At 44.2% G+C, this 25,514-nt stretch carries 22 protein-coding genes and 1 pseudogene; all 23 read right to left on the bottom strand.

Annotated features, from left to right (window positions below; translation table 11 throughout):
• Nucleotides 1–35: 35 nt before the first annotated feature.
• Complete coding sequence (ftsA, locus tag JJQ88_RS00330; protein WP_210363738.1) at nucleotides 36–1,319, bottom strand: cell division protein FtsA; 1,284 nt, start codon at nucleotides 1,317–1,319, stop codon at nucleotides 36–38.
• Between the two features lie 125 nt (nucleotides 1,320–1,444).
• Entirely contained in the window at nucleotides 1,445–1,807 is a 363-nt protein-coding gene (locus tag JJQ88_RS00325; RefSeq protein ID WP_210363737.1) for a small basic family protein, read from the bottom strand.
• Nucleotides 1,807–2,541, bottom strand: coding sequence for a DUF881 domain-containing protein (locus tag JJQ88_RS00320; protein ID WP_349237083.1), 735 nt, complete (start codon nucleotides 2,539–2,541; stop codon nucleotides 1,807–1,809). The genes JJQ88_RS00325 and JJQ88_RS00320 overlap by 1 nt, the downstream gene beginning before the upstream one ends.
• An 86-nt stretch (nucleotides 2,542–2,627) precedes the next feature.
• Nucleotides 2,628–3,362 (bottom strand): DUF881 domain-containing protein, encoded by a 735-nt coding sequence (locus JJQ88_RS00315; RefSeq protein WP_210363961.1) that lies wholly within the window; start codon nucleotides 3,360–3,362, stop codon nucleotides 2,628–2,630.
• A complete protein-coding gene (locus JJQ88_RS00310; RefSeq protein ID WP_210363736.1) occupies nucleotides 3,310–4,101 on the bottom strand; it encodes a cell division protein FtsQ/DivIB in 792 nt (263 codons plus the stop codon). Before JJQ88_RS00310 ends, JJQ88_RS00315 begins: the two co-directional genes overlap by 53 nt.
• Nucleotides 4,102–4,314: 213 nt before the next feature.
• Complete coding sequence (gene murB, locus JJQ88_RS00305) at nucleotides 4,315–5,223, bottom strand: UDP-N-acetylmuramate dehydrogenase (RefSeq protein WP_210363735.1); 909 nt, start codon at nucleotides 5,221–5,223, stop codon at nucleotides 4,315–4,317.
• Nucleotides 5,224–5,285: 62 nt separating this feature from the next.
• Nucleotides 5,286–6,380: an undecaprenyldiphospho-muramoylpentapeptide beta-N-acetylglucosaminyltransferase gene (gene murG, locus JJQ88_RS00300; RefSeq protein ID WP_210363734.1), complete on the bottom strand. Its 1,095-nt coding sequence runs from the start codon at nucleotides 6,378–6,380 to the stop codon at nucleotides 5,286–5,288.
• Nucleotides 6,381–7,003: 623 nt separating this feature from the next.
• Nucleotides 7,004–8,104, bottom strand: coding sequence for a stage V sporulation protein E (spoVE, locus tag JJQ88_RS00295; RefSeq protein WP_210363733.1), 1,101 nt, complete (start codon nucleotides 8,102–8,104; stop codon nucleotides 7,004–7,006).
• Between the two features lie 105 nt (nucleotides 8,105–8,209).
• A complete protein-coding gene (gene murD, locus JJQ88_RS00290) occupies nucleotides 8,210–9,562 on the bottom strand; it encodes a UDP-N-acetylmuramoyl-L-alanine--D-glutamate ligase (protein ID WP_210363732.1) in 1,353 nt (450 codons plus the stop codon).
• Nucleotides 9,563–10,537: a phospho-N-acetylmuramoyl-pentapeptide-transferase gene (gene mraY, locus JJQ88_RS00285; protein WP_210363731.1), complete on the bottom strand. Its 975-nt coding sequence runs from the start codon at nucleotides 10,535–10,537 to the stop codon at nucleotides 9,563–9,565.
• Nucleotides 10,538–10,987, bottom strand: a complete 450-nt coding sequence (locus JJQ88_RS00280) for a hypothetical protein (RefSeq protein ID WP_210363730.1) — start codon at nucleotides 10,985–10,987, stop codon at nucleotides 10,538–10,540.
• Complete coding sequence (locus tag JJQ88_RS00275) at nucleotides 10,981–12,450, bottom strand: UDP-N-acetylmuramoyl-L-alanyl-D-glutamate--2,6-diaminopimelate ligase (protein ID WP_210363729.1); 1,470 nt, start codon at nucleotides 12,448–12,450, stop codon at nucleotides 10,981–10,983. The genes JJQ88_RS00280 and JJQ88_RS00275 overlap by 7 nt, the downstream gene beginning before the upstream one ends.
• Before the next feature lie 320 nt (nucleotides 12,451–12,770).
• Complete coding sequence (locus tag JJQ88_RS00270) at nucleotides 12,771–14,684, bottom strand: stage V sporulation protein D (protein WP_210363728.1); 1,914 nt, start codon at nucleotides 14,682–14,684, stop codon at nucleotides 12,771–12,773.
• 466 nt (nucleotides 14,685–15,150) lie between these two features.
• Complete coding sequence (locus tag JJQ88_RS00265) at nucleotides 15,151–17,364, bottom strand: penicillin-binding protein (protein ID WP_210363727.1); 2,214 nt, start codon at nucleotides 17,362–17,364, stop codon at nucleotides 15,151–15,153.
• Entirely contained in the window at nucleotides 17,365–17,718 is a 354-nt protein-coding gene (gene ftsL, locus JJQ88_RS00260; RefSeq protein ID WP_210363726.1) for a cell division protein FtsL, read from the bottom strand. It lies immediately after the preceding gene.
• A 27-nt stretch (nucleotides 17,719–17,745) separates the two neighbouring features.
• Nucleotides 17,746–18,684, bottom strand: a complete 939-nt coding sequence (rsmH, locus tag JJQ88_RS00255; protein WP_210363725.1) for a 16S rRNA (cytosine(1402)-N(4))-methyltransferase RsmH — start codon at nucleotides 18,682–18,684, stop codon at nucleotides 17,746–17,748.
• A 57-nt stretch (nucleotides 18,685–18,741) separates the two neighbouring features.
• Entirely contained in the window at nucleotides 18,742–19,173 is a 432-nt protein-coding gene (gene mraZ, locus JJQ88_RS00250) for a division/cell wall cluster transcriptional repressor MraZ (RefSeq protein WP_210363724.1), read from the bottom strand.
• A gap of 574 nt (nucleotides 19,174–19,747) precedes the next feature.
• Entirely contained in the window at nucleotides 19,748–20,335 is a 588-nt protein-coding gene (locus tag JJQ88_RS00245; RefSeq protein ID WP_210363723.1) for an NUDIX hydrolase, read from the bottom strand.
• Between the two features lie 107 nt (nucleotides 20,336–20,442).
• Nucleotides 20,443–20,949 carry an NUDIX hydrolase gene (locus JJQ88_RS00240; RefSeq protein ID WP_210363722.1) on the bottom strand — a complete coding sequence of 169 codons (507 nt, stop codon included), beginning with the start codon at nucleotides 20,947–20,949 and terminating at the stop codon, nucleotides 20,443–20,445.
• A gap of 110 nt (nucleotides 20,950–21,059) precedes the next feature.
• Nucleotides 21,060–21,693, bottom strand: a pseudogene (locus JJQ88_RS00235) (zinc dependent phospholipase C family protein).
• A gap of 655 nt (nucleotides 21,694–22,348) precedes the next feature.
• Nucleotides 22,349–23,983, bottom strand: a complete 1,635-nt coding sequence (bshC, locus tag JJQ88_RS00230; RefSeq protein ID WP_210363721.1) for a bacillithiol biosynthesis cysteine-adding enzyme BshC — start codon at nucleotides 23,981–23,983, stop codon at nucleotides 22,349–22,351.
• Nucleotides 23,984–24,091: 108 nt separating this feature from the next.
• Nucleotides 24,092–24,487 (bottom strand): DUF3397 domain-containing protein, encoded by a 396-nt coding sequence (locus JJQ88_RS00225; RefSeq protein WP_210363720.1) that lies wholly within the window; start codon nucleotides 24,485–24,487, stop codon nucleotides 24,092–24,094.
• Nucleotides 24,487–25,383: a 2-dehydropantoate 2-reductase gene (locus JJQ88_RS00220; RefSeq protein ID WP_210363719.1), complete on the bottom strand. Its 897-nt coding sequence runs from the start codon at nucleotides 25,381–25,383 to the stop codon at nucleotides 24,487–24,489. Before JJQ88_RS00220 ends, JJQ88_RS00225 begins: the two co-directional genes overlap by 1 nt.
• Nucleotides 25,384–25,514: the final 131 nt, after the last annotated feature.

Below are 25,514 nucleotides of genomic sequence, written 5' to 3'. Positions count from 1 at the left end.
ATCCTCCTAATTCGCCGATTTCCTGTTAGCGCTGATTATTCAAAAAAGTAGCCAAGAAATTTCTTCATTCTTGATGACACTTTCTCTTCAGGCTGTTTCTCAGGCTTCGATTTTGGATGCGGCTGTTTTTGAACTCTTTTTTCATTCGGTTCCAATTCGCTAAACGCTGCTTCCATTTTCTTCCCTTTTAATTTTGCGTTTTTATACGCAAGTTTGATTAATCCTACGGCCGTTGTATATTGAGGTTCCCTAACGCCAATATAATCAGGAATCGCAATGCGGACACGGCTTTGGAAGATATCCTGGGCAAGTTCCAGTACTCCCTGCATGTTTGCTGTGCCTCCGGTAAGGACGAATCCTCCTGGAAGGTCCCTGATGTTCATGGCTTTCAATTCATCCTGGACAAGTCCGAATATTTCCTCCATACGCGCTTCGATAATATCCGCCACTTCCAACTGGTTGAATTGTTGCTGCTGGTCGCTTCCTATGATTGGCACTTCAAAAACTTCATCCTCTGAAGCGTGGTCATAAAAAGCATGTCCATGTTTCAGTTTCAGGTTTTCAGCCTCATCCGTTGTCGTGCGAAGGCCAATCGACAAGTCTTTCGTAATGTGATCGCCTCCCACCGGGATGACAGAAGTCCCTTTCAAGTGGCCGTTTTCAAAAACAGCCACCGTTGTGGATCCGCCGCCTATGTCGATCATCGCAACGCCCATGTTCTTTTCGTCCTTCGAAAGAGCGAATGCTCCAGCTGCAAGAGGCTGAAGCCCAATATCGACAATCTCCAGTCCGGCTTTTTCTACACAGCGAAGCGTGTTATGTAAGATAGTCTTTGAGCCTGTGATAATCGTTCCTTCCATTTCAAGCCTGACCCCGATCATACCTCTTGGGTCATTGATTTCGTCCAGGCCATCGACAATGAATTGCCTTGGAATAACGTCAATAATTTCCCTCTCAGGCGGGATCGATACCACCTGTGCAGCGTCTACGACCCGCGCGACATCTTCGTTCATGATTTCGCGGTTATCACTTGATACTGCGACCACTCCGTGGCAAGGCATGAGCGAAACATGGTTCCCGGTGACACCGACGATCACCTGGTTAATCTTCATCCCTATCATTCTCTCAGCTTGTTCGATTGCCCGTCTAATAGAATGAACGGTTTCATCTATATCAACAATGGAGCCCTTTCTCAAACCTTCGGACTTTACATTGCCAACACCAATTATATTCAAAGAGTCGTTGACCATTTCACCTATGATAACTTTCACACTGGATGTACCGATGTCAAGACTGACAAAAATATCATTGCTGTTCATTCCGTGGCACCTCCTTCAACAATTCCTAATATTTGAACAACAATTTCCTGCTTGTTATGCTCATTCATTACAGTTAGAGTACACTTACTTTATTCGTCAAAATTGAATATTTCCCTTTTAAAATATCATTTTTTTTTCTGTTTTTCCCGGGTTGTTGACCATTTTGTTAACAGGATCCGCCGTATGACAGCGATATTTTGGAACAGCCTGACCCCAAAGGCAAAAACTGCTGCTAAATACAAGTCTACACCAAGATGAACACCTAGAAAAGCTAAACTTGCAGCTAAAACTATATTAAAAAAGAAACCAGAAACAAATACTTTTTCATCATAGATATTCTGTAGCTGTGCCCGGATTCCGCCAAATAAAGTATCAAGTGCGGCAAGGATTGCGATTGACAGATAGTTCGAATATTCTTCCGGTATTTTGATATCGGTCAGCAGCCCGATGATCACACCGATGATCAGCCCCATTATTGGAAGCCACATTATCCGTTGCCTCCTCCTTTATCTTTTTTAGCGGACTCCATGTCCTTGATCCGGATTGAATCCTGGTAGGCCGGAACCAGCACTTTCTGTTCCGGTTTGTTCACCTTGACTTCCAGGTTGTCGATGAAGAAGTCTTCAGCAACTGCGGAAACCTTCATTCGATTATATAATTTTTCAGCGGAATTCGCATCTTCCGCAATAACGTTAACATCAATTGGGAAACGATTCAATGTATGACCATTAATTTTCGTTTCACCATTGATGTCTCGGATCACCGTGGTATTGATCACTCGTTCGCCATCAATCGAAACATGCTCAGCCCCGTACATGTTCAACTCATTCAACAATCTCCTTAATAATTCCGGAGAAACGGAAGGGACCTGGGTTCCATCCGAAATCAAGTTGAACGCAGGAGCAATGGAGAGCGTGATTCCCGGGCCCATGATGTCTGTCAGGCCTGCCTCAGCCTTCAGTTCGCTCAATGTCTCCTTCAGGACTTCTTCCTTGCTCTGCTGCCGCTCTGTTTCATATTTTGCGATTTTCTCCTCGTTGGACCTGATCTCAAGCAGCAGCCTGGACTGGATTTCCTTTTCTTTCATTAAATCCTCACGAAGCTGCCACGTATCCCTCGTATCCCTCACCTCAGGTTCCCTAACGGTCTGGAACTGGATGGCAATCATCAATCCAACAATCGCGGCAATGATGCTGAAACTCAGATTTCTAGGCCGCCCCACGGACTTCACCTTGCTTTCTGCTTCTTAACTTTACGAACTGGATAGCAAATCCCGATAAAAGCGCAGCCAGCTGTTTTCATGGCCGCTTACTTGCCCAGTATTGGATCCATCTTGATGTCATCTACCTCTTGCAGGCTGAAAACAATCTGGTCATTCACTAGCTGATCCTTTATCCCTCCGGTAATGTTCAATGCGGAAGATAGAACATCGGGGTCGCCTATAGCAGTGATTTCAAAGGGGGCTGGATGCTGGCGGCCATCGACCGTGATCACCGGACCTGTGCACAATATATAGGAATTGTGGGAAATCCTTTGGCCATTGATGGAAATTGCTTGCGCTCCAGAAATGTATAGTTCATTGACCACCTTAAAAACGTGGTGTTCATGAACAAGATAGTTATTGATATTTTCCTCATTCGGGTTGTACTCGCCATCTGCGAGGGTCACCTTGACACCTTTTCCGGTGACTTTGACCTTACCCAAGAACATCCGGTATTTTTCAGCATCCTCAGCCATATTGAAAAACACTTGTGCTTCCTTTGATAGCTCAGTTTCTATATTCCTGACCTTTTCCTGCTTCTCATTAAGTTCTTTTTGAAGCTCCCGGTTTTTCTCTTCCTGCTCAATCAGCTCGTTTCTCAAACTTAAATGCTGCTCCCACTGCCTATCCGTCAGGCCTTTCCCGTTGTCGCTGTCGTCCTGTGTAACGCGGTATGAAAAAGCGACCATGAAGCCAAGCACAAGAAAAACGAGCGAAAGGATCACACGGTTACTGTCCACTTTCTTTTTCAATTTCAACTTCCTCAGCTTTCTCTGCTTCATAAGCTTTAAAATAGGAACCGACTTCAAGGTCAATGACACCTTTTCTTTCGGGATCGAGCTGATTGACAATCGAAGGATAATGTGCCATTTTTTCAGAAAATGTCCTTAAACTGGCATTCACTTCAAAACCATCATTCATATAGAGTTTTATCAAAAAACGATCGTTTTTTTTCGATTGGGAATGGATTTCCGAGATGGAATTGACCACCTCTTCGGGCAGCGATTCAAGCCCATCGATCATTTCATCCAATGCTTTTCCTTCTTCGAAACCGATCAATATTGGCGCGTTGACCGGGATGTCACTGATTTGCTTTCCGCCCATAATATGTCCATTCTCAAGAACGGGGTAAAAATCCTTTCCTTTGGATATGTATGCCAGCCGGCGGAACTCCTTTATTTTGATTTCCACAGTGTTTGGAAACTTCACTTCAACAGTCACATCGGAGATTTCTTCGATCTTTTCCAGTTTTTTTTCGATTTTATCCTTGTTGATTTTCCATACATTGGAGTCCAGCGTGATACCGCTTTTTCCGGCGATATACTGATCTGAATGGGATTGGTTGCCTGAAACTAAGATATTCTTCACTTTGCTAAGCGGTGATTGAACATAGATGACACTTGCTATCAAAGTGAAAAACAAAGCCAACAGGGTGATCAGCCTTCGATTCGCCTTCTTGCGCCTCTGTTGCTTCAATTTTGGGATCCGGTCTTCAATTGAGACGATTTTACCCTTATCCATTTTTCAATCCCCTCTTTTGCGGCTAACCTTCTCCAAGCTTTCTTTAAAACTGGACTCGATGCGCAGGTTATTGCCTATCAGTTAATAATATTCATTGAAGAGAAGGGAAAACAACGGCACGAAAGCCTTCATGCCGTTATTTCCTGCTTGGTTTTCATCCTAATCTAATGAAATATTATATCACAGATATTGGCAGCTTGAATCACTTTCCTGCTATTTCCGGCCGATTATTTCAACCTCCGTCTCCATTTCGACTCCATCCTTCGCAAGGATGGTATCCTTTACATGCTGGATGATGGCCAGGACATCTTCTGCGGTGGCATTTCCAGTATTGATGATAAAATTGCCATGCAGTCCGGAAATTTGGGCTCCGCCTATTCGATGGCCCTTCAATCCTGACTTCTCTATCAGGTTCCCCGCATAGTGGGGCAGCGGATTCCGAAATACACTTCCACAGCTCGGATAATTATATGGCTGGGTTTCTTTCCGATAATCTTTATTTTTTTGGAGCTCGGAAACAATCTTTTCCCTGTCGCCTTCCTTTAACTGGAATACAGCGGCTACAACGATCCCCGGCCGTTCACTCTGAAGGACGGATGTCCTGTAAGAGAATTTCATTTCTTCATTCGTCAGCCATTCCAAAGTCCCGTCTTCAAAAAGCACGTAGGCTTTTTCAAGGATCCTTGAGATATCAGATCCATGGGCTCCGGCATTCATATATACTGCCCCGCCAATCGAGCCTGGGATGCCTCCGGCGAATTCAAGCCCCGATAGCCCCTTCCGGCTGATCGTGATCGCGAAGTTGACAAGGGACAAGCCGCCTCCTGCCGTGACCCTGGTACCTTCGATTTTTAAATCGTCAAGGCCGGCCCCAAGCTTGATGACAACCCCTTCTATTCCTTTGTCTGTGACAAGCAGGTTGGAGCCTCTTCCTATTACTGTCCATTTGACATTCGTTGCAAGGATTGTTTCCATTGCTTTCTGAAGATTTTCGATAGATGAAGGCTCAATAAATATGTCCGCTGGCCCGCCAATCTTGATGGACGTATGGTTTGCCAATGGCTCATTTTCTTTGACCGGACCGATGTTCATTTCTCTAAGTTTGTCTGCTAGATCCTTCATAAGTACCTCCCTTTTCACGCCAGATCCATTTAAAGCATATTATGCATTTCCATGCCTGCCGGCTACCTTTTAGCCAATTCTTCAATCACGCTGTACAGTCTTGCTGCCGCGTCAGGAATGCCAAGTTTTTTGGCAGCTTTCCTCATTTCGGCCAACTTTTCTTCATTGCCAAGAATCTGGTCAATGTTCTCAACCAGCTTCGGACCTGTCAAGTCCTTCTCAAGGAGCAGCCTTGCAGCTCCATGGTCGCTTAATGCCCTGGCGTTTTTTTCTTGATGGTTATTTGTCACGTAAGGGCTTGGGATCAGGATGCTTGGAATGCCAAGGGAAGTCAATTCCGCCAGGGTTGTCGCCCCTGCCCGTGCAACAGTCAGGTCAATGCCAGCCAAAACCTCTGGCATATTATGGATGAACGGTTTAATGATCACATTGTCAGGATTGCCTACCAATTCAACTTCTTTCTTGACATCTTCGAAATGGACATCCCCAGTGACATAAAGAACCTGGTAGGGTTTTCCGCTCAATTCCGCCAAGCTTTTCACAACTGCTTCATTGATTGGCCTTGCTCCCCTGCTTCCCCCGAAAACCAATACGGAAGGCACCTTCAATTTCAGGCCTGATGACAGCCTGCCTTTAATGCCATCCTGTCCAAGAACTTCTGATGCCCTTGGGTTCCCGGTAAGCACAACCTTTTGTGCGGGAAAAAAAGCCTTCGCTTCTTCAAAGCAAATCGCAATCTTATCGACATAACGGCTCAGGAATTTATTCGTGAGCCCTGGTATGCTGTTTTGTTCATGGATAATCGTTGGAATGCTCATTTTTGCAGCTGCATATACAACTGGCCCGCATACATAGCCTCCGGTTCCAATGACAACATCCGGTTTGAACTCCCTCAGCATTTTCCTGCTGTCTTTTACACCTTTCAGGAAACGCAGGATCGTTTTTACATTTTCCAAGGAGAGTTTTCGTTTGAATCCCGTTATATGTATAGTTTTGAAAGGTATGTTTTCCCTCGGGACCAATTTGCCTTCTAGCCCTTTTTCAGTTCCAATATAGAGAAATTCCACATCATCATGCATTCTTTTTATTTCCCTGATGAGTGCGAGCGCCGGGTAAATATGCCCCCCCGTACCGCCTCCGCTAACTGCAATCTTCATTTTCTACACCTCAAATAAATCTTCCCTGTTTTTCTAAGGCCATCTGCCGGACCTATAAAAGGCACTTCCCGGTTTTACCCTATTCTACTATAATCTAAACTATTGAACGAATTTTAAAGAGAATGTCATTCAAATGTAATATAGCATGATAACTATGATGATATCTATGTTTTCCATTGAGACATTTTACAAACAAATAGTGCTAAGCTTGCCTCTTCGATGGTAATTGCCGTCTTTTGAGCAATCGGGATTGAATACGTCAAGCATAAGCCTCATCAATTTCTTTGAAAATGGCCATATATCCCTTGAAACCCGATTGACTTGACGCTTTTTGCTTATCCATAAGATGGCACGACTGCGTTGGATCAAGAATCTCGACTAAGTTCATCTCTACTCCCCATTTTACCTCGTTTAATCCCTTTCTGACAGAACTCTCCTTGGCTATTGAGGATGGTGATTCTTTTGACTGAACATAGGAGTGGCTAGACAATTTATTCTTCCATGCCTTCCTGTCAGCTATTGAGCTTTCCGGCACTTATTCTGGTTCGGCCTGCACCAACTCGCAAGGGGAAGGATACATGGGAGTGCACGTAACAAAAGACCCTGTTCCCAGGGTCTTTCATTCAGTATCTGGAATGTCGGCTGATATTGAGTAACACTCCTACTGCCATCAGCATTAGCGTGAGCGACGAGCCGCCATAGCTTAAGAACGGAAGGGTGATTCCGGTCACCGGCATCAAACCTGTCACAACGCCGATGTTGATCATTACCTGTATCGCGATCATCGCAATGATTCCAGCAGCAAGGAAGGTGCCGAAAAGGTCTGGTGCTCCAAGGGCGATCCTGATTCCCCGCCAAAGAAGCAAAGAGAACAAAAGAAGAATGAAGGAACCTCCAATGAAACCGAGCTCTTCCGCCAGGATTGCAAAGATGAAATCTGTTTGCGGTTCTGGCAAATAAAAGAATTTCTGCCTGCTCTGTCCAAGACCGAGGCCAAAAAGACCACCGGGTCCGATGGCATAAAGGGATTGGATCATCTGGAATCCGCTGCCAAGAGGATCCTGCCATGGATCAAGGAATGAAGTGATCCTTTTCATCCGATATGGCGCAGAGATGATCAGCCCTGCGAAGCCCGCAGCGCCGAGAAGGCCGAGGCCGACAAAGTGGCTGATTCTTGCACCAGCAATAAAAATCATGACGACCGAGGTTCCGACCATAACTGTTCCTGTACCGAGATCAGGCTGGAGCATGATAAGGCCGAAAGCGGTGAAGACGAGGCCCAAAGAAGGAACAAGTCCTTTTTTGAATGAAGTCACAACCTTCTGCCTCTCTGACAGGAACTTTGCAAGAAAGGCAATCATGGCGAGCTTCATGAATTCCGAAGGCTGGATCGAAAATGCACCGACACCAATCCAGCTTCTTGATCCGTTGCGGACATTTCCTATACCAGGAATGAGGACAAGGATCAGCAGGACGAAGCATATAATGACCAAGACTTTCGCCCAAGTGCGCCAAGTCCAGTAATCGACATTCATGATGAAGAACATCGCTGCAATGCCCGCTCCGGCGAAAAGCATCTGCCGTTTGGCAAAAAAGAAGGAATCATCGAACTTATAATCTGCCCAAACAGCACTTGCACTGTATACCATAATCAAGCCTGCTGCCAGCAGCATAAAAGTGGCAAGGAGCAAAATCATGTCTGGAGTCGTTTTTTTCGTTGGCAATGCAAAACACCTCGGCTGTATGATATAGGGCTCATACGCCGCTCCCCATCCAGCCTTTTGAAGATTGCCCCAAGGCAGGCTGAGTCATACGGTCGAGACAAGCCCTTACTTAAGCTTATGCACGGCCTCTATAAACATGTCTCCCCTGACTTCAAAAGTTTTGTATTGGTCCCAGCTCGCACATGCTGGTGACAGCAAAATCACATCTCCTGGCAGTGAATGTTGAAATGCCACGGGAACGGCCTTTTCAACATTATCGACCCGCAAAATCGTTTTTATTCCTGCTTCCTTGCCGGCCTGTCCAACTTTTTCGGCGGTTTGGCCGAATGTAACCAGTGCCTTCACATTCTTGAGTGAAGGGATTAGCTCATCGAAGGAATTGCCTCTGTCCAATCCTCCGGCAAGCAAAATCACTGGATCTTCGAATGCAGCAAGCGCGTTTTCCGTAGCCAGGATGTTGGTCGCCTTCGAGTCATTATAGAATTTACGCCCCTGGATAGCACCAACATATTGCAGCCTGTGGCGTACGCCAGCGAAAGTAGTCAGCACTTGCCTGATCGCTGAATGATCAGCACCTGAAAGGATGCTCGCCGCCACAGCGGACAGGATGTTTTCAAGATTATGTTTTCCTGGAAGGACAATATCCTTTATTTCAATCACTTTCTCTCCATTGAAGACGACCCAGCCTTCTTTAATGAAAGCCCCCTTTTCCAGGACATCCTTAGTTGAGAACGGGATGATGGTCGCACGGGAGTGCCGGGCAATTTCCATTACCTCTTCCTGATCGGCATTGACGATCAAGTAATCCTCTTCGGTCTGGTTCATCGTGATCCGCGCTTTTGCTTCCACATATTCTTCCTTTGTTCCGTGGTAATCGAGATGGGCATCATACAAATTAAGGATAATCGCGATCCGTGGCTTGAACTGATCAATCCCCATCAATTGGAATGAGGAAAGCTCAATGACAATCGTGTTGTCTGCCGTTGCATCCTGGGCTACGCTTGTGGCGACGGTCCCGATGTTTCCAGCAATGAGGGGATCCTTGCGGCTGGCTTTTAACATCTCATAAATAAGGGTTGTCGTTGTTGTCTTGCCATTCGTTCCGGTAATTCCCACGAGCGGCGCTTCAGAAATCCGATATGCAAGCTCTACTTCTGTGATGACAGGAATCCCTTTTTCAACAGCCTTTTGGATCATCGGATTATAGTAAGGAATCCCTGGGTTTTTGACAATTAGTTCAAACCCTTCATCCATCAGCTCGATCGGATGGCTCCCGCAAACCACCTTGATTCCTTGCTCAAGCAACCCTCTCGCTTCAGGATTTTCGGAAAAGGGCTTGCTGTCATTGACTGTCACAAACGCCCCAAGTTTATGTAGGAGGGCTGCGGCGCTCACACCACTTTTCGCCAGCCCGAGCACGAGTATTTTCTTATGCTGATATGTCGTGATCTGTTTCATTTATACCCACACCTCAATATAGATTCCCAGAATTGCTAACAGCAGCCCAACAGTCCAGAATGTCACGACTACGCGCCATTCGGACCAGCCGATCAGCTCGTAATGATGATGGAGCGGGCTCATCCGGAAAATCCGCTTTCCTGTCGTTTTGAAGGAAATGACCTGCAGGATGACGGACAAAGTTTCAATTACGAAAATACCGCCAATGATCAAAAGGATGATTTCAAGCTTCGCCAGGATCGCGATTGTCGCAATCGCTCCTCCAAGGGCAAGGGATCCTGTGTCGCCCATGAACACCTTTGCAGGATACGCATTGAAAACAAGAAACCCTAAAACAGCCCCAACAACCGCTACTGAAAAAATCGAAAGTTCGTATTGTGACTGGTTCCAGGCAAGCACTGCAAATGCACCGAAGGCAATAGCGGCAGTCCCGGACAATAGTCCGTCGAGCCCGTCCGTCAGGTTGACAGCATTCGAGAATCCAACCATCCAGAAAATGATAAAGAATACATACATCCAGCCAAGATCGATCGAATAATCGATAAGCGGAATTTCTATTTCGGTCGAAAAGTCACTTTGTTTGAAAATAAAATAAAAAATGACAGAAATGATAATTTGGCCAAGAAGTTTTTGCTTTGATGTAAGTCCAAGGTTCCGTTTCATGACGACCTTGATAAAATCATCCATGAAACCAAGCAGGCCAAAGCCAAGCGTTACAAAAAGAAGCAAATACGTTTCCACAGTTGGTTCGGAGAACTTACCGGTCATTACTAATGTCGTTATAGTGATTGACAGCAAAATCATGATTCCGCCCATTGTCGGCGTTCCTGATTTCTTTTGGTGGGACTCTGGCCCCTCTTCCCTGATGCTCTGGCCAAACTTAAGCCTTCTCAAAAAAGGAATGAATACCGGAGAAAGCAAAACTGTGATCAAAAAACCCATTAATATTGTAAAAAAGATAACTTGCTCCAGCATTTATTCCTCACCTGCCTTGTTGCGGGCCGCGTTGGATTGTTTCAGTCCTTCGGCCATTACAGCTATATCATATGATGATTCTTTTTCATTAAGAAGCTGTTTGTTGTGGAAAATGAAATTGGTTGCTGCAGTGAATTCTTCTTGCTGTGATAAGTAGTCCGTATATGTTCTCATAAGATCCTCTATGCCTTTCAATAAATCTTCTGTTAAAAATATTGGAAAATGATTCGGTGTATACTTTGGGATCGGCTCTTTTTCAGACCATAGCGAAGCAATCGCCCCATTGGCGATTGCCTCTTGCAACGTCCCCGAATTTTCAAACACAGGGACAAACAGCCCTTTTGGCTGCGGAACACTGGCAAAACCGCTTACGGTCAGAAAACGGATAGCAGGATCCACGATTCCCTTAGTCCTTGGAAACATGCCCGATACATCCTCGTATTTCAGCATTCTTTCCTCTCCTCAATCGCCTCGCGCGCAACGAGCCGGTCGTCAAAATCAAACGTCCTGTCACCGATTTGCTGATATGTTTCATGCCCTTTCCCGGCAATCAGGATGACATCACCTTCGCTTGCCCGGCTTACAGCATGGTGGATTGCTTCTTTTCGGTCAAGGATTGAGGTATAGTCCTTGCCCGCTACTCCCTCTTCCATATCCTTGATGATTTGGGAAGGATCCTCGCTTCTAGGATTATCTGAAGTGAAAATGGCATCTGTCGAATATTCGCATGCAATCTTCGCCATGAGCGGACGCTTTGTCCGATCACGGTCTCCGCCGCAGCCAACGACAACAAAAACGCGCCTCTTCGCAAACTGCTGGACTGTTTTAAGCACATTTTCGAGACTGTCAGGAGTGTGGGCATAGTCGACGATGACGGAAAAGTCCTGCCCGGCATCGACGACCTCGAACCTTCCAGGGACACCTTTGACACTTTGGACGGAAGCGATGATCTCATCGAGGGCGATCCCAGAGGCAAGGCCAGCGCCAATGCTGGCCAGTACGTTATAGATGCTGAATTTCCCAATGAGCTGGATATCAACCCTGGTAGCGCCAAATGGACTTATTAAGTCAAAGGAAGTTCCGCTTGCCGTCATTGAAATGTTCGTTGCCTGCAAGTCGGCGTGATTATCGATTCCATAGCTGAGGATATGCGCAGTGGTCATCGTTGCGAATTCCTCGCTTGCTGAGTCATCCGCGTTCAGGACTGCGAATTTCGGCTCATCATGGTTAAAAGCGTTCCCGAGCTGTGAAAAAAGCAAACCCTTCGCTTTCCGGTATTCCTCCATCGTTTTGTGGTAATCCAAATGGTCCTGGGTAAGATTGGTGAAGACAGCGACATTATAATCCGTTCCATGGACTCGCCCATGGGCAAGCGCATGCGAGGAAACCTCCATAACAGCTGTCTCCACCTGCTCGTCAACCATCTGCTTGAACGTTTTTTGAAGAGTAAGACTCTCAGGCGTCGTATTCTTGACCTCATAGATTTGTTCCCCGATTTTTGTGTACATCGTGCCGATGAGGCCAGTCTTCTGGCCAGCGTCTGTAAAGATCTTCTCGATGATGTGGCTTGTCGTTGTCTTCCCATTTGTCCCAGTGATGCCGATCATGTGAAGCTTATGGCTTGGCTGCCCATAAAAAGCGTCTGCCAGCACTGCCATCGCCCTCACGGTATCCTTGACGACAATGACTGGGACATTGAGCGGAAGTTCCCTCTCCGCGAGGACAGCAGCTGCTCCCCGTTGTACTGCTGAAGCGGCGAAATCATGGCCATCAACTGTATAGCCTTTAATACATATGAATAAACTTCCTTTAGTCACTTTACGGTTATCATTTTCTATTGAAGTGATTTCAGGGTTTTCCCCCTTGTAATCCACGAACGGATGCAAAAAATTAAGCAGTTCGTGTAATTCCATAACTATCAAATCCTCTCAAACAACATGGCGACTTTTATTTTACATGATTAGGCTAAAATTAGCCATCGTTGAGCAAAAAAGTCCAAGCCTTTTTACCGTCCTTCCTGACAAACGGTTAAAGCATTTTCCATTTGGCTTTGCAAACTATGATGGTCCACGAGGCTTCCTGATAATTTCCCAAACACTGGCAGTAGATCCTCCCTGGCAGCGGATGCAGTCTGTTATTATTGCATCCGGTTTCATGATCCTTATTTTCCATTTTTCCTTCAAATAAAACGGGCGGCGGATCCTCGCATCCTACCGCCTCTTTTCTTGGGTCGCTAATCGTTCATGTAAACCCTGATGGTTGCCCCCTCTTTTATCTTAACTCCTGGCGATGGCAGCTGCTTGACGACCTTATTCCCTTCTCCGGCGACATCAAGCCTCAAATTGACCAGTTGCTGCTGGAGCTCCTGCTTGGTCATACCGGTTAAGTCAGGGACCTCGATCATCGGGGTGTCAAGCCAGGTTCTTTCTTTTTCTATTTGGCCCTTCCTTGGCTTGACTTCGAGTGCGCGCAGGCTGTCTTCCATGATACGGCCGACGATTGGAGCTGCAACCACACCACCGAACTGGACTGTTCCTTTAGGATTATCAACTGCTACATAAATGACGATTTGTGGATCATCTGCAGGGGCGAAACCAATGAAAGAAACAATGTGGTTATTTTCCAGATACCTTCCGTCTTTCGCTTTTTGGGCTGTGCCCGTTTTTCCTCCGACCCTATAGGAATCAACAAATGCATTTTTTCCTGATCCTTGCGCTACGACGCTTTCCAACGCATGCCTGATTTCCTTTGAGGTTCCTTCTGATATTACCCTTCTTTTCGCCTGCGGTGACTTCTTCATCACAACCTCTCCAGTCACAGGATCGATGAGCTCTTTCGCAATGTAAGGTGTATACAGGATCCCTCCATTGACAGCCGCCGACACTGCCGCGACCTGCTGGATCGGCGTCACGGAAACGCCCTGTCCGAAAGCTGTCGTTGCCTGCTCGACAGGTCCGACTCGATCGAGATTGAATAAGATTCCTTTCCCTTCCCCCTGAAGGTCGATTCCTGTCTTCTGTCCAAAACCGAAGTCTTTTACATACTTGAATAGCTTTTCCTTCCCCAGCCTTTCACCAAGCTCAACGAACCCCGGGTTGCATGAATTCTGCACAACTTCGAGGAAGGTCTGGCTCCCATGGCCGCCTTTTTTCCAGCAGCGCAGCTTTGCGCCAGCCACTTCGACAAAACCCGGATCATGGAAATGCTCCTTTTCAAGATTCACTTTCCCTTCTTCGATGGCGGCAGCAAGGGTGATAATCTTAAAGGTGGACCCTGGTTCATACGTGCTCCAGACGGGAAGATTGCGGTTGTAAATTTCAGGTGCGACATTCCGGAAATTCGCCGGGTCAAAGTCCGGCCTGCTTGACATTGCGAGAATCTCCCCATTATTCGGGTTCATCGCGATCGCTATGATGCCATCAGGGTTATATTTTGCCTGAGCGATATCCAGTTCTCGTTCCATGATTGTCTGGATTTTGCTATCAATTGTCAGCTTCAGGTCCAGACCATCCACGGGGGGCTGATAATCATCCGCCATATTGTTCATCCGTTGCTGTTTGGCGTCCGCGTAGAATTGAACCGACCCTTTTTTTCCCTTTAATTGCCGGTCATAGAACAGTTCAAGTCCCATCAGTCCCTGATTGTCGATGCCTGCGAATCCAAGCACATGGGAAAGATAGCTGCCGAAAGGGTAATGGCGTTTAGAATCCTCAGCGATGTAAACTCCCTTTAAATTGAGAGCGCGGATTTCTTTCGCTTTTTCATGTGAAATCTTCCGCCCTTCCTGGATTCGTTCAATCATTGCCTTTTTCGTGAGATGCTGGTACGCTTTTTCTTTTTTCATACCTAGTGCTTCAGCCAGCTTTGATGCTGTCGCGTCAGGATCATCCACCTGTCTTGGCACCACATATACAGTCGGCGCGCTGATATTCGTGGCAAGTGCCACCCCGTTCCTGTCAACGATTTCCCCGCGCTGGGGTTCAAACGGTACATTCCTGCTCCATGAGTCCTTCGCCTTGCCTGTCAAAAAATCCCCAAGCATGAATTGCACATAGCCAAGACGGACATCGATGATGAAGAACACCAGGATTCCAACGACCAGGACAAGCGCTAGCCGTTTTCTGACGGTAACATTAGAAACACGCATATATTGAACGGACCTCCCCTTCGTCATGTTCATCCCTTAATTAGAAGCATGTACATAATACTCGTTCAAATATATGCTTGTACGATTTTGAATATAACAAGAGATGGATGATGTCGAATCTGGCATCCTCATAAAATGATTAAATAGTGATGCAGGCTGTCCTATATAACGTCTCAAAGGCTGCTCGCTTTCAGGGGGACGTGAGTTGAGCCTCCTCGGCGCAAAAGCGCCTGCGGGGTCCCAACTTTACCGCTGATCCCGCTGGACACTGAATGAACTTCTGTGAATTCCCCCAAGCATGAAGAAATTGCCTTAGCATTTTCGAAGAGTCCCACATGCCTTGCGAACCAATCAATCTTTTAAAAGTGTTTGTTGTCTCACTTGAAATGGATTCATAAAACAACAAGATTAAAAGCAGGCCTGGTGATAAAACACTCATAAATCCTGGGACGAAAAACAGAGGAAGTCAGCCGCCGACTTCCTCTGTTTCTTTATTTCCCTTAGGCTTCTGTGATTCTTCGAACTGCTGGAGCGGTGTCTGGAGTTCAACGATCAGGTTCTCTCCTTCGTTGATCAGTGCTCCAGGCTTGATGTTCTGCTTTGTCACATATCCGCTGCCCGCTTTATTCAGTTTGATATCCGTCAACTGGGCAAGCTTCATTACATCTCGCAAAGACCAGCCTGTCAGATCCGGATACGTTTTTTCGCCTGAAGCCTTAATGATGATTCTTTCACCTTCGAGCGCCACAGTTCCAGCCTTCGGGAGGTGGTTTTCAACTTTGTCACCTGTCCCGATAATCACCGGCCTGAACCCCTTCGTTTCTAAAAGTTCACTAGCTTCTGAGACGGCCATTCCCTCTGTATCAGGGACCGGACTGGATTCCGCTTTGTCGGATAGAGCAGGCTTGATATTTAAATATTGCAAGCTGCTCTTCATCACCGATTTAAAGATCATGGAAGTCGGGATCGACCCTTTATAGTAATGGTCGATATCCGGCTGCTGGACTGCGACATAAACGATCAGTTTAGGATCATCTTTTGGGGCCATTCCCAAGAAAGAAAACAGGTAATCATTAGCTCCGTCTAGATATCCGCCGCTTGCGCCTGAAAGCTGGGCAGTCCCGGTCTTACCGGCTACGTCATAGCCTTCAATCGCATATGACTTTCCCGTTCCCTTTTTCGAGGTGATGACCGTTTCCAGCACATCTCTTACTTCTTTCGCTGTTTCTTTTGATATCGGCTGCCCTGCGGATTGCGGTTCCTTTTGTTCGATGACTTTTCCAGTGTTCCGGTCGACAATTTTTTCAATGACCCGTGGCTTCATCATTTTACCGTCATTGGCCACAGCTGTAGCCGCTTGAACGAGCTGGATCGGCGTTACCGTTGAACCTTGCCCATATGAAGTCGTAATCTTTTCAATCGGCCATTTATAGACGATTTTCCCTAAGCCTTCATTTGGAAGATCGATTCCGGTAGGCTTATCGAAACCAAATTTTGTAAGATAATCCCTGAATTTTTCCGTTCCTATTTTCTCTTTTACAAGCTTTGCTACAGCGACATTGGAGGAACGCTGGATTCCTTCCAGGTAAGTTATCGATCCCCAGCCTTGGCCGCCATTATGGTCCCTGATTGGTTTAGATTTTTCAGTAACTTTGTAGGAACCGGATTTATATGTCTCATTCGGATTGAACTGTTTCTCTTCCACTGCTGCGGCAAGCGTGAAGATTTTCATTGTCGATCCCGGTTCGATCGGCGTTTCGACAACTTCGTTGCTCCACCCTTTTTCAAGGCCATCCCTCGTTATGGGATGGAAGGTTGGCCGCTGGGACATTGCAAGGATATCTCCTGTTTTCGGATCCGCCACTACAGCAACCATCTTTTTCGGTTTGTATTCCTTGTCAACCCGGTCCATGGCATCTTCAAGGAATGTCTGGATCTTTTTGTCAATAGTCAGGTAGACATCATCGCCATCATGCGCAGGCGTGATTTTTTTCTCGCTGTCAGGAAGGAGGAAACCCCAGAAATCTTTCTTGAATGATACAGAGCCATTTTTACCAGTCAACTGGTCATTTAGCATCTTTTCGATTCCCAGTTTCCCGGTTGAAACTGCTTTCCCTTCCTCGTTTTCCTTCCTCTCGACAAAGCCGACCAAGTGGGATGAAAAGACACCGTTTGGATAAAATCGTTTTGAATCCTTCAAGAAAGTAATGCCTGGAAGCTTCAATTCTTCTATTTCATTTTTTGTTTGATGTGAGATGTTGCGCCCCGCTCTCCCGAATTCGACCTGAAAAGGCCCTTCTTTCGTAAGCTGCTCATAAATTTCCGAATCGCTCATATCTATATATTTCGAAAGTTTGCTGGCTGTCCGTTCAGGGTCGGCAACATGGCGCGGTTTCTTCGGATTGGTTGTGACGGACTTGTCAAGAATCGCAACAAGTGTGTAAGAGGAGGTATCCTCGGCAACCACTTCGCCTTTCCGATCAAAGATCGACCCTCTTGCAGCCTCGATGACCTTTGTGTCAGAATATTTTTTCTGGGCCTTTGCAGCGAGTGCCTGTCCATGGACTTCTCCGGTCACCTGGATGGACACGAACCTAAAAATCAAGATAAAAAAGAGCAGGCTGAATATTACGAATAATACCGCTGCTCCCAGATTCATATGGGGTTGTTTTTTTATCATTTAATTTTCAACACCCTTAACATTGTTTTCGTTCAATGTTAACCCTAGCTTCTCCGTTACTTTTTTGATCCGTTCATATGTACTCAGTTCACTGACCTGGACCTCAAGATCATTGATGACCTTTTGCTGCTCCTGGATGTCCCCTTCCATGACCTGGATCTCTTTGTTGACTTCATAAATGGCCGCCTGCTTTGATACAAGGAATGTTCCACCAAAACAGACCATTGCTCCGAAAGCGAAAATCAGCACTTTTTCTCCCGGAGTCAGCCAGGACATTTTTCTTACCGGTTCTTTTGCCGGCGCCTGTACAGTTCGCTGCTGTTCCTGCTGCAGCTTTCTTGCCAGATTGCTCATCATTTTCCCTCCTGATAGATTTTTCGTTTATTTTCTTATCTTTTCTGCGATGCGTAATTTGGCCGATCTTGCCCTGTTATTGAATTCCAGTTCTTCATCCGATGGCAGGATCGGTTTCCTCGTGATCAGCTTCAGTTTCGGCTGGTATTCTTCTGGAATCACCGGCAGTCCTGGGGGAAGCGGTGGTGTTTCGCTCGCTTTTTTAAATGTAACCTTGCAAATCCTGTCTTCCAATGAATGGAATGTGATGACGCTGATGCGCCCTCCGACAGCCAATAAATCAATCGCCTGGCCAAGCGACTTTTCAAGTACACCCAGTTCGTCGTTAACAGCAATCCGGACTGCTTGAAAAATCCGTTTTGCTGGATGGCCGCCTTTTCTTCTTGCTGGAGCAGGGATGGCATCCTTGATCAGTTCAACCAGTTCCCCAGTTGTCTCAATTGGTTTGTCTATCCTTGCTGATTCAATCTTCCTGGCGATTTGTTTCGAAAATTTCTCTTCCCCATATCTGAAAAAAATCTTGACCAGTTTTTCGTATGGCCATTCATTGATGACATCATATGCCGATAAGGCAGCGTCCTTGTCCATCCGCATATCAAGCGGGGCATCGTGATGGTAGCTGAAGCCGCGTTCCGGTGTATCCAGCTGCGGCGATGAGACTCCAAGGTCATAAAGGATACCATCCACTTCAGTTACCCCGTGATTTTCAAGCTCCTCTTTTAAATAGAGGAAATTGCTCTTGATGATGGTTAGCTTGTCACTATAATCCGCCAATTTTTCTTTTGCATTCGCGATGGCGGTATCATCCTGGTCAAATGCATATAGCTTTCCTTCTCCGGATAGCTTCGAAAGGATCAATTCACTATGGCCGGCACCACCGAGAGTACAATCCACGTATGTACCATCTGGCTTGATATTAAGACCGTCTACTGTTTCTTCCAGTAAAACTGTTGTATGTTTGAACATTTCTTTCCACCTTTCCAATCGAGGAGCAGGTAATATTATATCAGAATAGTATTACCCTTAAATATCAAACCCAATCATATTTTCAGCAATTTCGGCAAATGACTCCTCGGATTCTGCAAAATAATCCTCCCAGATTGATTTGCTCCATATTTCAATTCGATTGGAAACTCCTAAGATGACACACTCTTTATCAAGCTTTGCGTATTGCATAAGCGGGGATGGGATATTGACTCTCCCCTGTTTGTCAATTTCACTCTCGGTAGCGCCTGAAAAGAAAAAACGGGTAAATGCCCTGGCATCTTTTTTAGTCAGCGGAAGACCTTTCAGTTTTTCCTCGATCACTGACCACTCTGAAAGCGGGTATCCAAATAAGCACTGGTCAAGTCCACGGGTGAGGACAAAAACTTCACCCAGATTCTCACGGACTTTGGCAGGGATGATCAAGCGACCCTTATTATCAACATTATGATGGTATTCGCCCATGAACATGCCACTACCCCCACTTTCTAAATACAATGTACCACATTCCCCCACTTTTCACCACTATAATCTATATATTCTCTCCGTTGCTATTAAATCCTCCCTTAATAAGTGATGAAAGACAAAAAATATCTGGATATAATTGACACAAAAGAATGATAAATAAACGTCTACTTTAATGACACAAGACTAATGACAAGTATTTGTTATCTTTTATTCTTCTACTCCTTCAAAAACAAAAACAGCTTGGCTATATCAGCTAAGCTGTTTCTATTACTGTATTTTTTAATAACAACAAAAAGTAAAAAGGAACTCCAATGTTAGTAAGAAGTTTAATTTAATGTTACGCAACTGAAAAATGAGGTGGAGTGTCCCAGATCAAATCATCATTTTTTTGCTCATTTCGTTCAATCAACAATTTAGTTATATAATACAGCAAGAATGTTCAAAGTATCGGATTTACCTCTGTTATTTAACTAAAGCACCCGATGAAGAAGAAAAAAGAGACGCACGTACAACACTCGCCCCCGATTGCAGTAGACCGTTCTGCACATCTATACGTTGCTTCTGTAATCTGGACCCGTTAGATGGATGAGGATGAATCAATAAAGCGTTCCATTAGTTCAGTTTCTTCATTTAGCAACCGTGATAGGAATAATAATTGAGGAAAAGGTTGTAGGATTAGATTAGCATCTATTTCTGATTTAATAATAGAAACTCCATCTGATTTTTGAAAATCACTTAGCGATATTTTCCTACGACAAATAAGATCTACTTCCAATGGTGAAAGCAATAATATACCTCTCGATTCAGAAGAGGGAGTTGGCATAGATAATGTATTAGATAGATACATTACCGTATATGAAAATTCCTTACTTCCTTTAATTAGAATCGGAGAAACGGGTTCATTTACATTTGCTTTAGTAGGTTCCTCGTCCCACTCACTAAGAAAAAATGTTGTATTTGGATTAAAAGGTTCAATTTCTACTTGAGCTTCTTCAAACACTTCACGTTTTGCTGTTTCCAAAGCAGTTTCATTATTTTCTCTATGTCCACCCAATCTGACTACTCCAAGTTTATCACCTTCTTTGGTTGGACCAACTTGGAATATAAATAAACCTTTATATAAAACATAAGCGCCCGAAGTTCGTATATTATTTCCCTTTAACATAATTGATCTCCTAGTGATATAATTACTCTTCAGTTTAACTGCACCGTTTCATTAAAAGGATATTTTTCAAAAGGAATTTTTCCTTCCAATCAATGCGACTGCCAATATCATAATGGAAAAATAATCTGCTTCGATATCCCTGTCTGGTGCTTGATTTTGAACTCGGGCTTCGTAATATATTCAATGTAATTTACCTCTCCCTTAAACTCCAAATAAGCTTGATAGCGAGTTCGAATAGCTGGATGTGTAACCAAGTCAAGAACTTGATCTTTCGCTACCCAGTGGCTATCAGTGGTTTCTTCAGAAACAGCTAACTGACCACCAACAGGTTGACATACGAAATCAAAAATAACTTGAGTAGGAACATCAGTTACACCATCGTACCATTTAAAAGATCCCGTATTTGAGTAGACACCAACTAAGTAGCTAACCGTCGTGCTAATTCCACTTTCTTCTTTGATTTCACGAACCAAAGCATCCATAAGGTTTTCTCCGGCTTCCACTTGTCCTCCAGGGTAAACCCAACCACCGTCACGAGTTTTTACTAAAAGAATATTTCCTTCCGAATCTTCAACAAATCCACCAGCAGATACAATGTGTGTTGGAAAGGGCATATTTCAACCTCTCTTATTCAGAAATTTTTGTTTATTTATTGCATATTAAGCTTTCCCAGTTTTAGATAGAATTGAAAAAAGGTAGCTAATTTCCCATGGGTATATACAGATTAGTCTCTGGCTTGTTTTGTAAGGATTGGTTTAATAATCTGTATCCCAAGATCAACTGATGTCTCTATATAACCGATTATTTGATTAAAAGTAAAAACATTAAGTTTTTCATTTAGAACTTCCTTATCGTATTCCATATCTCCTAATACATAAGGAACAAATTTTTCAATATCTATCGAAGTAACCTCATCCAAATCTAAGATTGTAGGAAATTGACTAAATAACTTTCTCAATTCATCTGTAAAACCATAGTGTTCTAATAACTTCCCATTTAGCAATCGGAAATCATTATGGTATAACTTGTATAATCCATCATCAACATCCATTCTGTTCCTTAACCAAGACAGGTTAAATCCTCTTAACCATATATCATCAGCAATTAAATGTGCACAGTACCCCAATATATAAGGGTTTTCTACTTGCGAACCATATTTACGTAAAAACCCTATGTAATCAACGCTTCTTGAATAATCTTGCACTTCACCTATGAAGAAATGTGATAAGTTTTTTTTCATCGAATGAAAAAACTGCGTCTGGAGCAATGCTGCCAAACAAAAATGATGTTTTGCCCTCGATCGATAAAGCCTCTGCAATTTTTTTGCCAATAATTGAGTGCATTATTCTTGAACCCAAAATACTCTCCCCTTTTTTTCTTCTGATTTATTTTAGTTCAAGTATGACAATAATAATTCCTTTGTTTTCCAAATTCTTTTTTAATTAAACCGTATTTCAATAAGCTTATTTTTCAACCTTAATATAAACTTCCAAAATCCACCTAAGCTTTTAAGCACATCAATCCGCATAGCAAATAGCATACGGATTAGCACACTGACAATAACCAAAAACTTTTGTCAGCCTGTTAAAAAGGTGCAAAATATGGGGCTAATATAATCAAATAAATAAATTAATATACCTTGATATATCTCTCTCAGTAACACTTTTGTTTTCATATATGTATAAAGGCTCCTTTTTCTTTTCAATTTTACACTTTCTTGTCATAGATTTTTGATACACAAATAGTGTCCTTTTTGCCGAGAATGCATTAACAAAGCTTTTTATAAAGACAACAGATTCCTGTCACTAGTTTTTTATGAACAGCATTTCGAGTAATGTATTTTGCCTGTTTTGGAAGAGTGAACGGTGTTTTCAACCTCAAGTTCACCAGCAGGATGATTTATGTTTCAGACATTTTCCTTAGTCGCTCCTTGTATTCGATTGTGAATTTAACCAGGAGCATCTATTCCGTGGAATGGAAAAAGCTCCACCCAATCCTGGGTGGAGCCTCCAATCACATTTTTATGATTTTATGGGTGCCATCGAATCGATAGTCCAAATCAAGCAACTCTGAAATGAAGCGGAGTCCATACCTATTCAGATAATAAAAAGGGTTCCAGACTCTTTCTTGAGGGGAACCTCCTGGCCTCAAGGCATTTTCGATTCTTGCGAATTTTTTTAGGATGTGATCATGCTTCCGGCAAACAGCTTCCTCAATTTTCCCTTCCATGAAGCTGAGCTGGCTGAGCACAATCGATTCATTCTTTTCAAGAAGCGGCAGCAGGCCAGCATCAATGCGGCTAGATTTCTCCCTGACTAGTTTGTACTGTTCGTCAAGCATCGATTTCACGTTAGCAAATAGCTCCTCGACTTCCCGGTCCTTCAGGGATTCGATGAATTTGAGTTCGTGCGTGCCCGCGCCAGAGGTCAGCACTTCTTTCAGATCGAGTCCGAGATCATTCAAGTCCGTTTCGATTGACCGGTCAAGGATTGTGATGTTCAGCCGCGGAACCAAAGGCGGCATTTTCAATCCAAAATGTTCGAACATTAGTTTGAGTTCGGCCCAATAAGCGATTTCACCCGGACCTCCGATAAATGCAAGCGTTGGGAAAAGGGATTCTTGCATCAACGGTCTGGTGACGACATTGTTACTAAGCCTCTCCGGATATTCGTTCGCAATTTCCAGCAGTTCATCAAGGGAAAATTTCACTTCGTCATTTTTGCCGGTGAATATGGAATTCTCGTAATCATATTGAAGAAGGATCCGTTCCTTCACTTCTTCGTCATAATAGAAGATATTGGCGGCATTTTCACTGATATCAATCATCTTGGGATAACCAGCTGCACCCGTGATTTTTTGTTGATCAAGGACGGCAGAGGTTATTTTTTTGTATTCATTGATTTGCCGGATAAAAAATTCTTTTTCAAGCTTCCGGAGCTCCTTGTTCCCTGAATCGACAATCAACAGTCCAGAATCCTTGAAAAGCTCCATAATAATAGAAGCAAAAAAATCAACAAAGGAATCGGCTGTCTCCAGAGAACCAAGAGCAAAGGCCAGAACCTGCTTTGTATGCTGTGTTTCACCGAATGTGCCAAAAATCTCTTCAATCCAGTTATAACACCGCTCCTTATTGATGCAAATCTCGGAAACCATCTTTTTCTCAAGATTCTTTTCGGGATACAGCCATTTTTCCCGCTTGCTGTTATTCATGACATAGACATGGTTAACTTCCTGATAATCATGATCCTCGCCAGCAATCCAGAAAATCGGGACTACAGGGACGCCAAGTTCGGCCTCTTTCTGTTCCGCGAGTTTGATAATCGAGATGACTTTGTGGATGGTATATAGAGGGCCTGTCAAAATGCCGGCCTGCTGTCCGCCAATGACTGCAACACTATTTTCCTCCTTCAGTTTCCTGATGCTGTCTGCTGTTTTGTCACTATGGGCATATCGGGACATGAATGACTCGATATGATCGGCAAGTTCAACTCTCATAAAGGATCTATTTTTAAGTTCATCAAGCCGATGAACGTAATCATTTTCAACCTGGTAATTATAATGAAAGAAGCTCTGTAGTCCATTGCTTCCAGCAAGATAATCTGTCGCAAACCGGTTTGCTGCCGGAAGAGAGAGATTCATCATCTCCATTAATTTGTACTTCCTTTCTCATAAACGATTTTCACTGTTAAGAGTATAGCATTGTTTGAATCCAAATGAAAAAAACTTTGCCTTTCGAAATTTCCGATATCAAAGTTTTTAAGGGTGGGAAAATAAAAAGGTGAGGCGTTGAAACAGTCCAAACATGATGAGGATGATATAAGCAGAAAAAAACAACAGGAAGTTGAACCGCCAATACCCCTTGAACACCTTCGGAAGGACGATTTCCCCTTTTAATTTCCAATGGATTAGGACGAAAAGAGCAGCAATTGTCAGCAAAACAAGCACAATCAGCCAAAGAAAAGATTTGTTCCAGATCGTGAAAATTAAAAAATGAACGGACAGTACAAGGAGGATTGTGCTGAAATCAATGGCAAGACTGACCGACCGACGGTGATTCCCAGTTAATTGTTTGCTGATGATGAATACCGCAAGATAACCAAGCAGCGGAACAGTGATAATAGCGGCGATGAATGCTGAGACGATTCCTGTCATTACGTCTCCTCCCTTTCATGCTCCTTCCCCTTGACGCAAAAATAATAATTGGATATTAGCGGAGCAGTCATTTTTTTATTTCTAGCTTCTTCCAGCATGTATCCGAGGATGGAATCAATTTCTGTTTGCCTGCCCTCTTCAATGTCCTTGTACATTGAAGAATAGTTATCGGCCGTTTTCTTGCAGACGTCGACGACATGGCGGAAATAGTCTTCACGATTTTTCAATTCCAGTACGTTTGCGCATTCTTCAAAAAGCCTGATGAATATCCCATGAAAATATGTATTGCTAATCAAAGCGCCATTTTTCACCTGTAGCACTGCTGTCAAAGGATTGATGACCGCGTTGACAACCAGCTTTTTGATTAGCATTGTTTTGTAATCCGGTTCAAGGATCACCGGAAAATCATCAGAAAGCGAAACGGAAAGATTCTCGAGCAGGCTGCCACTGCCCTTGTAAACTGCTGCCCGGGTAATCCCTTCACCATTATGGAAGACGGTGTTGTCGCCTGACTTTACCGCCCCATGTTCCACAGAGCCAAGATAAATTGGGATGGTCGGCAGTTCGGGAAGCAGTTTGATGTGCCCGTAGCCATTCTGTATAAAAAGGAGGCTCCCTGAACTGTTTGCTTTCAGCTTTGGCATAAGACCAGCAAGCTGATACTGCTTTACGGCAATAATGGTGAGATGCGCCGTCCCCTGCCAATCAGTGATCGAAGAAGCAGTGATATTGGACGCTGTATGCTCAGCCCCTGACTTAATCATATGTATTCCATGCCGGTTAATTATGTCCGATTGTTCCTTTGTCCTTGTGTATAAATGGACATCATGTCCTTTGCTTAAGTAATAGGCAAAAAGCAGACCAAGTGACCCGCCGCCAATAATCGCAATTTTCATAAGATCCCCTCTGACTGTATCTTTAGTCATATTTTATCAGATACATTGCTTTATTTGAAAGAAGTGTTTGACAGGAAAGATGAAATTTAGTTCCATTAACTCGCCGAAAAAAAATCGGAGGCCCCTCCTTA

Source organism: Bacillus sp. REN3 (genome assembly GCF_017912555.1).
GTDB lineage: Bacteria > Bacillota > Bacilli > Bacillales > Cytobacillaceae > Mesobacillus.
This window is presented reverse-complemented; position numbering and strand designations above follow the sequence as displayed.